Origin of the sequence: Paracoccus sp. SY, assembly GCF_002901215.1 — a bacterium.
Classification (GTDB): Bacteria; Pseudomonadota; Alphaproteobacteria; order Rhodobacterales; family Rhodobacteraceae; genus Paracoccus; species Paracoccus acridae.
This window is the reverse complement of the sequence record NZ_NWMQ01000066.1, coordinates 1-10,145: the sequence shown is the minus strand read 5'-3', so window position 1 is coordinate 10,145 and position 10,145 is coordinate 1. Positions and strand designations below refer to the sequence as shown.

Below are 10,145 nucleotides of genomic sequence, written 5' to 3'. Positions count from 1 at the left end.
GCCGTGGCCGGCATTGCCATGGCCCTTCCCCATCGCCTTGCCGTTACCCTGTCCCTTGCCGTTGTTGTCCCTGGCCAGCCAGAGACGTTCCATGGACGTGGCTTCCAGGGGTGCAAGAGGGCCCCAGGTCTGGATCGGGTCGGCAGCGAGATGTGTCGATGTCAGAGCGAGCGCCACGGCGCTGCTGATCAGGAACGTGTTCATGTCAGACGCCTTTCTTTCGACAAGATCAACATGGCACTCCGGCGACGCGTTCCCTGCGCCCTAGAGCCCACCGCCTTTGCCGCGCGGGTCAGTTCTGCAAAGTCCAGAGACTGATGCACCCCTTCGCCGCTGGTCCACGATGGTCTTTGGCCGCACTCTCCACGCCAGACGATAGCTGCTGGCCATTGTCTTGGTGTGCGCTTTGCTGGTGCTGCTCTGATCTTCATTGGCATTACCAAGCAGTTGGAGAGCATGCGCGAACATACCCTCGCGGCAGGCCGGAATAACTACTTCGGCGTCGGTCGTGTTTCCTGCACGCCGAAACGAGGGCGGCTCCTGGCGGCCTTGCCCCTTGCCAAAAGGATGAAAAGATATACGTGTTGCAATGTAGATCAATTAAGGAGTCTCCAGATGCAAGTGGCGAAATGGGGTAATTCTCTTGCCGTGCGCCTTCCTGCCGACCTCGTCCGGGCACTTGACCTGCGTGAAGGCGACCATATTGATCTTCATCCTGCTTCCGAAGGCTTCGCAGTGGCGCGTCAGCCCCGACCTGATGAGATCCTGGCAGGACTGCGCCGCTTTCGAGGCCGTCTTGCGCCCAAGGACCGGCTGGATCGGAATGAGGCGAACAGCCGCTGATGCCGGGCGGCTTCTTCGACACGAATGTCATCCTCTACCTGCTGGACGACGGCGCTAAATGTGACCGGGCCGAGGCGCTGCTGGCGCAGGGCGGCACGATCAGCGTCCAAGTGCTCAATGAAGCCATGGTGAACTGCCTGCGCAAGGCGCGCATGAGCCAAGACGAAGCGCAGGAATTCCTGCACGGTATTCGCCAGCTGTGCCAGGTACGGGATCTGGACTTGCACACCCATGATGTGGGGCTTGCTCTGCAGGCACGTTATGGCTTTTCCGTTTATGACTCAATGATCGTGGCGGCGGCCCTGATTGCCGGCTGCGAGTCTCTCTGGTCTGAAGACATGCACAACGGCTTGCTGGTTGAAGGACAACTGCGGATCCGCAATCCCTTCACATGACGGTTCATCCACCCACACCGTGAACTACACCGTAGCCGTCCAGTGTGCCCGCCCTGACGGCGAAAGTAGCGGTTGATCGGCGGCAGGGAACGCCACGCCGCCGACCAAATTGCCGTCCACGACGGCGGCATCACTCACTGGACTGACCGGATTTTCGCGAGCGCGTCATTCACACTGGCGACAGGTGACAGCACAATCGGCCTCAGGTTCTAGTCGTGGATGAACTCGCATCCTCGAGCTTCCAGCTCTCGGTCTATCCACGAAACATCCACAGTTCCGCCCTTGATCGCCGCCATTTTGGCAACTTCGGCTGCCTGCTTCTTCAGCGTCTTGTCCAGGATAGCCTCCGCGTCCACAGGGCGAATGGCGACAATGCCATCTTCATCCCCAACGATGATATCGCCGGGATGTATGACCACACTGCCAACAGATACCGGAACGTTGATCTCGCCAGGACCATCTTTGTAAGGACCGGCAGGGGTGACGCCGGCTGCATAGATCGGCAGGGGAAGTTCCCGCAGCGTCGCCAGATCACGGATCGCGCCGTCGATGATAACACCGCCCAGCTTTTTCTCGACCGCGATTTGCATCATCAGCTCGCCGGTAATGGCAGTGGTCAAGTCTCCGTGGCCATCAAAGACGATGACATCTCCTGGCTGTGCCATCTCCAGTGCCTTGTGAAGCATCAGGTTGTCGCCTGCACGGGATTTGACGGTGAATGCAGGTCCCAGCAAGTCGACCTTACTGATCCGACGCAGCCGCGCGTCGAGAAGACCTGCACGATTCATGCTGTCACCAATGTTGGCGACGGGAAGACCACGGAATTTTTCGATCAGCGTCGGGTCGGGGCGGTTGATGCGCGTAAAAATACGAAAGCCTGCATTGGCCATTGGGAAGTCCTTAGCGGAGTGCTGCAAATATCTGCTGGAAGTCGGCAGGAGGCTTGCCACCGAAGTAATCGCGTAGTCCTTGGGCGCTGCACCAGGCCAGCTTTTCCTTGCCTGCAACAGACATGGTGGCATCAAGCCCGAGACTGCGGAGCGTGGCGACAACTTCGTCCATTTCATGCTCTCGCCGTTCGGCATGTATGATGGCGCGGCACATCAGGTCGCTTGCCGTGCGGCGGAAGTCATCTGTTTTTAGCGATTGGCCTATGGAAGAAAGGACATCCTCCTCGATCCCGAAGCTACGGCCTGCGATCACCGCCTCCAGTAGCAGCATGACATAGCCCTTCATGAAGATGGACCGGAACATCTTCGATGCCGAGGCCTTGCCGGTTGGTCCATCCAGCGCAGTGATCTTCATGCCCAAGCTGTTTCCCAGTTCGGCAAAGGCTGCCGCGCCGGGACCAGAGGCAAGCATCGGAACCTTGTGACGATTGCCAGGGACCGTGCCCATGACTGCCACATCCACAAAGATAACGCCTTCAGGCATCAGCTTTTCGACCTGCACCTTCGTGTCGGGCCCGGCGGAATTCAGATCGACGTATAGCTGCCCATGCCGCAAAAAGGGTGCCACCCGACGGGCGACCGGAACGGCGGCATTGGCACTGATGGAGCAGATAACGATGTCCACTGCAGCCACCAGAGCCTCAGCCGAAGGGTGCAGGGTGACAGCAGTTTCAGCCGCGCGTTCTGCGATCATCGCTGCAGCGGGCGGTGTCTCCCATGCTGCGTCATAAGCGTGAATGGCTTCGAAGCCCTCCTCGCGCAATCCGCCGGCAATGTTGTAGGAAGCTTCGCCAAAGCCCAAAAAGCCGATGGTTTTCATGATTGCACCTTTCCGAGCACTCTTTCCGCACGTGTGACGATGGGCGCATCTATGAACTTTCCATCCAGCGTGAAGGCGCCCCGCCCGGCCGCGGCTTCGGCGCGGGCGGCGTCCACCACGCGACGCGCCCATGTGATTTCGTCCTCTGTCGGGGCAAAGCCTTCGTTCAGGATCGGCACGACGGAGGGATGGATGCAGCTTGCGCCGTCGAAGCCGAAGCTCCGGGCCTCACGCGCCGCGTTGCGCAAGCCATCGATATCCGAATAGTCGACGGTGCTGCGGAACATACCAAAAGACAGGACCCCCGCCGCTTTGGCCGCGTAGTGGATCATCAACTTGGGCAGGCGGAGCACTTCGGCAGTTGGCATTGCTCCCATTGAAGTCGCAAGATCTTCTCCGCCAGCCGCGAGCCCAAGAACTCGGGGGCCTTTGGCTATGGAGCGCGCCTCGAACAACCCTTCCGGGTCTTCGATCAAGGGAACGAACGCGATCGGCGCGCGATCACGCTCCAGCGGTGCAAGATGATCCGCCAGCCGGTGCAGCGTGTCGACGTTGCTCACCTTCGGAAGATACAGGGCCTCGGCGCCAGCACGGACAGCCGCCACCGCATCGTCCGCCAGCCGCTCGTTCATGTTCACGCGGACAAAGACCCGCCCGCCTATCATGGCCACGCTTTGCGAAAGCGCGTCGCGGGCCGCAGTCTTTGCAGCGTCCGGCACGGCATCCTCAAGGTCGATGATGACGACGTCGGCACCACGCTGCCCCGCCTTCTCAAGAAAGCGAGGCATGTTGCCCGGCACATAAAGAAGCGATCGGATCATAGGGTCATCCCGATCTCGGCGAGGATTTCAGCCGTATGCTCGCCAATGGCGGGCGCGGGATGCCGGAAACCCCCTGCCGTTGCGGAAAACCTGGGAAAGACATTGTGCTGTGGAAGGCTGCCGTTGTCCGCATCCTCCACGTCCACGACAATCTCCCGCTGCGCGAAATGGGGATCTTCAGAGATATCAGCAATGTCATAGACAGGACCAACGGTCGCGCCCGCCGCACGCATCGCAGCCAGTGCCTCGTCGCGTGTGCGGGTCAGGAACCATTGCGCAACCGCGGTATCCACAATGTCGCGATGAGAGACCCGGGCGACGTTGGTCGCGAAGCGCGGGTCGGTCTTCATGTCGGGGCGGCCAATCACATCGAAGATGCGCATCGCAACGGTTTGGGTCGATCCCGACAGCGCCACGAACTTGCCGTCGCTGCACCGATAAACGTTGCGCGGTGACACGGTGTTGGATGCCGAGCCGGATCGTTCCTTGACCTTGCCGGTGGTCTTGTAGATCGCGGCTTCAGGGCCGAGGATGGAAAAGATCGGCTCCAGAAGAGACAAGTCAATCACTTGGCCCTGCACGTCGCCGCGTTCCCGTGCAAAGAGCGCCATCATTGCCGCGTTTGCGCCGGTGATACCGGCGATCATATCGGCTAGCGCCAGGGGCGGAAGCACCGGCTCGCGATCGGCAAAACCGGTCCGGGCGGCAAAACCGCTCATCGCCTCCACCAAGGTGCCAAAACCGGGCAGCTTGGCATAGGGTCCCGTCTGGCCGAAGCCAGAGATCCGCACGGTGATCAGTCGCGGATTGATTTCCGTCAGGACCTCCGGGGCAAGTCCCATGTTTTCCAACGTACCGGGCCGGAAATTTTCGATGAAGACGTCGGCAGTTTCCAGAAGACGGCGCAGCACCGCCATTGCCCCGGCCTCGCGCAGGTTCAGCGCGATCGACCGCTTGTTGCGTCCATAGGTCTTCCAGTGCAGCGACTGCCCTGCGTCGCGCCAGTCACGCAGAGGATCGCCCTGTGGCGGTTCCACCTTGATGACATCGGCCCCGAAATCAGCCAGTTGCAACGACATCATGTTGCCTGCCACAAGACGGGACAGGTCGATCACCCTGATCCCGTGAAGCGGCCCACGAAGGGTCGGATCGAAATGAATCATTTCTCAGGTTCCCACGAACTTCTCGGCGAACAGGGCGCAGTGTTCGGCCGGAATGCGGACGATGACGTTGGGGTCGTTGATCTCCCACGTCGTCTGGATACGGAATTCCACGGCACCGGCCCGCACGACATATTGCCAGACCGAGCCCAGATAGACCTTTTGCTCGACCATCACGCGCATGCAGTTGGGCCCCATTTCGGACACGACCTCGACACGCTCAGGGCGCACGGCGACGACCACCGATCCGTCTTGGGCGGCGCGGCCGGGCGGGGTGGTCAGCTCCGTTCCATCGGCCAAACGGACCTGGGCGGCATCGGCACCGTTCTGCACCAGCTTTGCGTCGAGGAAATTCGAGGAGCCGATAAAGTCGGCCACAAAACTGTCAGCCGGGCGTTCATAGATTTCGCGCGGCGAGCCGAGCTGCCGCATGCGCCCCATGCTCATCACCGCAATGCGGTCTGAGACGGCCAATGCCTCGGCTTGGTCGTGCGTGACATAGATCGTGGTGACGTTCAGCCTTTCCTGCAGTTCACGCAGCCACACCCGGGCGCGTTCGCGCAGCTTCGCGTCAAGGTTGGAAAGTGGCTCGTCCAGCAGCAGAAGCGGCGGACGATAGACCAATGCGCGGGCCAGCGCCACGCGCTGCTGCTGGCCGCCTGAAAGTTCGAACGGGAAACGGTCGGCATAAGGCAGCATTTCCACCAGGCCGAGCGCCTCACGAATGCGCTCGTCCCGTTCGGCCTTACCCATCTTCCGCAGGATCAACGGAAAGGCGAGGTTATCGGCCACGGACTTGTGCGGCCAAAGTGCATAGGACTGAAACACCAACCCGATGTTGCGCCGTTCCGGTGGTACGGTGTTACGCGCTTTGCCATCGAATAGGACCTTGTCACCCACGCGGATCGTGCCCGATGTTGCATGGTTCAGCCCTGCCACCGCAAACAACGTGGTGGACTTGCCGCAGCCAGAAGGTCCAAGCAGCGTCAGGAACTCTCCGGAAGGAACGTGGATGTTCAGGTTCTCGACCGCTGCCACGGCCCCATAGTTGATCGTCAGATTTTCAAGGACGAGATCAGCCATAGATCTTGGCTCCCAACAGACGGCGCGCGATGATGACAAACAGCGCCGTGATAATGACTTGGATGGTGGCAAGGGCGGAGACGGGGCCATTATCGCCCTGAGCCACCAGTTGCAGCATGGTGGTACCGATGATCTCTGACCCCGGCTGGTAAAGGAACGCGGCGGTCACGTATTCCTTGAAGAAGTGAATGAACAAAAGCGCGTAGCAGCTGAACAATGCAGGCTTCAGGATGGGCATGATGATCCGGGTTACCGTTGTCCACCAGTCCGCGCCGGAAATGCGGGAGCCGCGGTCCAGCTCCTCGCCGATCTGGGCAAGCGCCGGGGCGATCGCACCGAAACCGACTGGAATGTAGCGCACCATGAAGGCGATAATGAGGACCAGGATCGTGCCCCGGATCATGTCCGCCCCGGGAAGCCAGATCACTGCATAGAAGAAGCCGAGGCCGGCAATGATGCCGGGAAGTGACCGCGGGAACAGCGCCACGTATTCCAGAGGCCGCCGATAGCGGAACTCCGACCGCCGCGCCACAAGCGCGATGACACAGATGAAGAAGGTGCCGATGGCCGCACCAATTGTGGACACGAGGACCGAGTTCACAATGGACCGGACATAGGTCGACGACTCAAACACGAGATCGAAGTTCGCCGTTGTCAGGACTTTCCAGAACGGGATCAGCGGCGTCAGGAACGTCACGGCTGACCGCATGAAGATGCCGCCGAATACGGACAGGATGGTGAAGAAGATGAAGGCAAAGACAAAGGCGAAGGCCGGCCAACGCCATTTGCCCAGATCCAGGATCGATGGCCGGCTCGCCTTGCCCCGAACCGTCACGAAGCGTCCTGATGCCTGCATGAGGTATCCCTGCAGCCAGACCAGCAGTGCCACGAGGATCAGCAGCAGGATCGCAGCTGCGCCGACGATTCCGTATTCCGGACGCACTGCCGCGTTGATCCCCTTGTCATAGAGGAAGGTGGTCACCGTCTGAATGCCGGACGGGCCGCCGAACAGCAGCGGGATAGCCAGCATCTCGATCCCAACGACAAAGTTCAGAACGGCGGAGTAGATCACGGCCGGCCGGATCATCGGGATCGTTACAGACCAGAGCGCATGGAAGGGCCCTGCCCCGGCCGAGCGCGCCGCGTCCTCAAGCTGCGGATCGGCCTTGGTCACCGCGGCAAGACACATCAGATAGGTCAGCGGCGCCTGGGATAGCCCAGCTACGATGCCCATGCCCGTGACGGTATAAAGATTCCAAGGAGCAGCACCGAGATAGGTTTTGGCTGCCAAGGTCATGAAGCCCGAAGGACCATACATCGTGAACCAGCCGAAGGCGATCACCAGGTTCGACACGAACAGCGGCCAGATGAATACCTCGCCCATCCAGGACCTACCTGGCAGGTTCGTGCGCCCGACCAACACAGCCATGACTGCGCCGAACACCTGCGCCAGAACCATCGTCAGCAGGCCAAAATACAGCGTGTTGAAGAAGACACGCGCCATCCCGGGCTCGGATGCGAGGCGGGTGAAGTTGCCGAGCGTCAAGCCTGCGGAGCTGTCATAGAGCGGCTTGTCGAGAAAGGCCTGTATCACGATGGGCACGATCGGCCCGGCGACCAGCACCGTGGTCAGGGCAGCAACGCCCCAGAAGATCAGGCGCGATCGGTCGATCGGCTGCCGCGAGGCGCCGGTATCGCTGATGTCCGTCATCGGTGGATGTTCCTATCGGAAGGTCGGGTGGCGCGCGGCCACCCGCAGTATCAGTTTCCGGCCAACGCCGCGTTCCATTTTTCGACGAAGGGCCCTGCCTCGGTGATAAGGCGTTCATCAAAGCCGGCGACGATCAGGTTCTCTTCTCCCACCAGATCGGCAATACCCTGATAGGTGTAGCGAACCTGATCCTCGGGCACGTCATCGCGATAGGGAACGAGCCCGCCCTTGCCCACCAGCGTCTGCCCCTCGGTCGAGAGCGCGTAATCCATGAACAGCTTGGCGGAGTTCACGTTCGCCGCACCTTTGGGGATGCCCATGCCGCGCAGCATCATGATCGTGCCATCGTCGGGAAAGGCAAAGCCAAGGATCTCACCGCCCGGCTGTTCCAGCCTCGGGAAGATCGTAATGCCCGAGACCGCGATACCCATGACATATTCACCGGTCGCGATCTTTTCATTCATCGGGCCGCCCGAGGTCTCTCCACGGATCATCGGGCCGATCTTGCGCAGGTTGTCCCAGCCCTCCTCACCTTTCACATCCATGTAGTTCCACCATGCGGCGAGCCCGAAAGAGTTGCGTGCCGCGTCGTAGGTTGTAATCCGTCCGTCAAAGGTGCCCGCATCATCTGTCGCAGCCGAAACAAGAGATGTAAGGCCCGTGGGTCGTTGACCGTCGGACAAAAGCGCCGCGTTGTAGGTGATGACCAGGGGATCAGCCGACATAACGGCAACTCCTGGATATGGCTTTGCAAAATCAGGCAGATGCTCGAATTCCGGCGATTGGTATGGCTCCATGAGCTCTTCCTTGCCATAGGCAGCCCAGCGGTCGTTCGCGCCCGATACGAGAATGTCCGCAGTGCGGCTGGAGGAGCCTTTTTCCGCTTCCCACCGGGAGTGAACCGTGCCGGAGCCAAGATCGATCGTCTCCACCTTGATCCAGGGATATTTGGCCCCAAAGCCCTCGATGATCGGAGCCCAGTTGTTGTCTGCCATATTGGAGTAGATCGTCAGCCCCTTCTCCGAGCGCGAGGCTTCGATCACATCGGCATAGTCCGCCGGATAGTGTTCGGGAACGTCTTGGGCGAAGGTGGCAAACGGAAGCCCCAAAATCAGGGCCGTGGTCAAAGTCAGTTGAAGTCTCATAAAGTTCCTCCCTTAAACTCGTCTAACGGCGCGTCTTGCAATCACCTCTGTGATGGCACGTGCCGTGTCCTTGGCTGCCTTGCAGACCTGATCGGCCGCCGCAGCCATGCGCTCCCGCGGGCCTGAGATGTTGACCGCACCAACGACCCGCCCCGATGCGTCGAGGATCGGGGCCGCGACACCCGCTGCCCCCTCGACCACCCCCTGAGCATTGAAAAAGAACCCGTCCCGTCGCGCGCGCTCAATCATCGCTTCCATCGCCTCCCGCTCCTCTGCGGGCAGTTCCTCAGCATAAGCGTCCACCACCTCGGGAGATGAGGCCGCAAGGATGACAATGCCGCTGGCAACCTTGTGCGCCGGTCGTGACTTCGTCATGTCGCGGTCGTAGCGGATTTCCCGATCAGGCAGGATCTTGTTCAGATAGCGAATGTCCCGACCTTCCATTACGGCCAGAAACCCGCTTTCCAAAACATCCTCGACAGCCTTGGCAATCAAAGGAGCAGCAAGCGCGAGAAGTGCACCGTTGTATCCGGCGGCACCCGTTACGTCTCCTGGCAAGCGAACCAGCAGATAATCGCCTTTTGCGTCGCGCTGCAGATACCCCCGCTCCGTCATCGTTCGAAGCATCTGCAAGGCACTAGACTTGGGCATGCCAAGCGCAGCAGCAACCTCTGACAAGGTCGCAGTCCCCGGAAAGGAAGCGAACCATTCGATCAGGTCAAGAATCCGTTCTACGCCGCGGCCACTCATGCTTGTTGTTCACTATAATGAACTCGTTCGAGATTATGAATAGTGCGTGCTTTTTATCTCGTCAAGCTATGCTGAGATCTCCTGTTCGGTTGGCCACCTGCGCAACTCAACCCGTACGACAGACCGCGTTAGCTAACCTTCTGTTCGGCGCATCTCGATTGGAGTGGTGTGATGCAGCAGCATCGCCCAGATCGTGGTCCTGACCGATTTCGGCTATGACCAGCATCGCGCCGAGAGGACCCTGGAGCATCCCGCTGAAACGCCCGGCACTGCCAACGGCCGCAATGTCGCGACAAGCAGGAACAGGAACTGCACGGGGAACGCGGCGTTTCCGACACCGATCAGCGAAAGACCTCGGAATGAAGCGGGGCCGACACATGCACTCACCGCAACGCCCTGTCATCGAGAGGACGGTCTTCGAGCAGGCAAAGAAGGGAAAGGGCACATAATGAAGATCCTCATGGTTC

11 protein-coding genes and 1 pseudogene are annotated in these 10,145 nt (G+C 60.2%); 3 read left to right on the top strand and 9 right to left on the bottom strand.

Features of this window, described 5'->3' with window-relative positions; genetic code table 11:
- Positions 1-204, bottom strand: a pseudogene (locus CK944_RS20470) (hypothetical protein); the annotation flags it as partial.
- Between the two features lie 411 nt (positions 205-615).
- Here CK944_RS20470 and CK944_RS20465 point away from each other — a divergent pair.
- On the top strand, positions 616-843 hold the full coding sequence (locus tag CK944_RS20465; protein ID WP_103174912.1) for an AbrB/MazE/SpoVT family DNA-binding domain-containing protein: 228 nt from the start codon (positions 616-618) through the stop codon (positions 841-843).
- Entirely contained in the window at positions 843-1,238 is a 396-nt protein-coding gene (locus CK944_RS20460) for a PIN domain-containing protein (protein ID WP_103174911.1), read from the top strand. Before CK944_RS20465 ends, CK944_RS20460 begins: the two co-directional genes overlap by 1 nt.
- 209 nt (positions 1,239-1,447) lie before the next feature.
- On the opposite strand, the gene CK944_RS20455 is transcribed toward CK944_RS20460, so the two are convergent.
- The 8 genes from CK944_RS20455 to CK944_RS20420 are packed head-to-tail and all read right to left on the bottom strand — an operon-like array spanning position 1,448 to position 9,678.
- Entirely contained in the window at positions 1,448-2,128 is a 681-nt protein-coding gene (locus CK944_RS20455) for an RraA family protein (RefSeq protein WP_103174910.1), read from the bottom strand.
- Between the two features lie 10 nt (positions 2,129-2,138).
- The gene (locus CK944_RS20450) at positions 2,139-3,008 is read right to left on the bottom strand and encodes an NAD(P)-dependent oxidoreductase (protein ID WP_103174909.1); all 870 of its coding nucleotides are present in this window, start codon (positions 3,006-3,008) and stop codon (positions 2,139-2,141) included.
- Entirely contained in the window at positions 3,005-3,829 is an 825-nt protein-coding gene (locus CK944_RS20445; protein ID WP_103174908.1) for a CoA ester lyase, read from the bottom strand. The genes CK944_RS20450 and CK944_RS20445 overlap by 4 nt, the downstream gene beginning before the upstream one ends.
- On the bottom strand, positions 3,826-4,992 hold the full coding sequence (locus CK944_RS20440; RefSeq protein ID WP_103174907.1) for a CaiB/BaiF CoA-transferase family protein: 1,167 nt from the start codon (positions 4,990-4,992) through the stop codon (positions 3,826-3,828). The genes CK944_RS20445 and CK944_RS20440 overlap by 4 nt, the downstream gene beginning before the upstream one ends.
- Before the next feature lie 3 nt (positions 4,993-4,995).
- Positions 4,996-6,072 (bottom strand): ABC transporter ATP-binding protein, encoded by a 1,077-nt coding sequence (locus tag CK944_RS20435; RefSeq protein ID WP_103174906.1) that lies wholly within the window; start codon positions 6,070-6,072, stop codon positions 4,996-4,998.
- Entirely contained in the window at positions 6,065-7,783 is a 1,719-nt protein-coding gene (locus CK944_RS20430) for an iron ABC transporter permease (RefSeq protein ID WP_103174905.1), read from the bottom strand. Before CK944_RS20430 ends, CK944_RS20435 begins: the two co-directional genes overlap by 8 nt.
- 50 nt (positions 7,784-7,833) lie before the next feature.
- Positions 7,834-8,928, bottom strand: coding sequence for an ABC transporter substrate-binding protein (locus CK944_RS20425; RefSeq protein ID WP_103174904.1), 1,095 nt, complete (start codon positions 8,926-8,928; stop codon positions 7,834-7,836).
- Positions 8,929-8,940: 12 nt separating this feature from the next.
- Entirely contained in the window at positions 8,941-9,678 is a 738-nt protein-coding gene (locus CK944_RS20420) for an IclR family transcriptional regulator (protein WP_103174903.1), read from the bottom strand.
- Positions 9,679-9,871: 193 nt separating this feature from the next.
- Between CK944_RS20420 and CK944_RS23815 the strand changes: the two genes are divergently transcribed.
- A partial coding sequence (locus CK944_RS23815) for a hypothetical protein (RefSeq protein WP_205049126.1) occupies positions 9,872-10,145 on the top strand: 274 nt, incomplete at its 3' end.

What these genes read in the sequence shown, in the direction of transcription:
- CK944_RS20465 (WP_103174912.1), top strand. Translation starts at nt 616, where the DNA reads ATGCAAGTGGCGAAATGGGGTAATTCTCTTGCCGTGCGCCTTCCTGCC.
- CK944_RS20460 (WP_103174911.1), top strand. Translation starts at nt 843, where the DNA reads ATGCCGGGCGGCTTCTTCGACACGAATGTCATCCTCTACCTGCTGGAC.
- CK944_RS20455 (WP_103174910.1), bottom strand. Translation starts at nt 2,128, where the DNA reads ATGGCCAATGCAGGCTTTCGTATTTTTACGCGCATCAACCGCCCCGAC.
- CK944_RS20450 (WP_103174909.1), bottom strand. Translation starts at nt 3,008, where the DNA reads ATGAAAACCATCGGCTTTTTGGGCTTTGGCGAAGCTTCCTACAACATT.
- CK944_RS20445 (WP_103174908.1), bottom strand. Translation starts at nt 3,829, where the DNA reads ATGATCCGATCGCTTCTTTATGTGCCGGGCAACATGCCTCGCTTTCTT.
- CK944_RS20440 (WP_103174907.1), bottom strand. Translation starts at nt 4,992, where the DNA reads ATGATTCATTTCGATCCGACCCTTCGTGGGCCGCTTCACGGGATCAGG.
- CK944_RS20435 (WP_103174906.1), bottom strand. Translation starts at nt 6,072, where the DNA reads ATGGCTGATCTCGTCCTTGAAAATCTGACGATCAACTATGGGGCCGTG.
- CK944_RS20430 (WP_103174905.1), bottom strand. Translation starts at nt 7,783, where the DNA reads ATGACGGACATCAGCGATACCGGCGCCTCGCGGCAGCCGATCGACCGA.
- CK944_RS20425 (WP_103174904.1), bottom strand. Translation starts at nt 8,928, where the DNA reads ATGAGACTTCAACTGACTTTGACCACGGCCCTGATTTTGGGGCTTCCG.
- CK944_RS20420 (WP_103174903.1), bottom strand. Translation starts at nt 9,678, where the DNA reads ATGAGTGGCCGCGGCGTAGAACGGATTCTTGACCTGATCGAATGGTTC.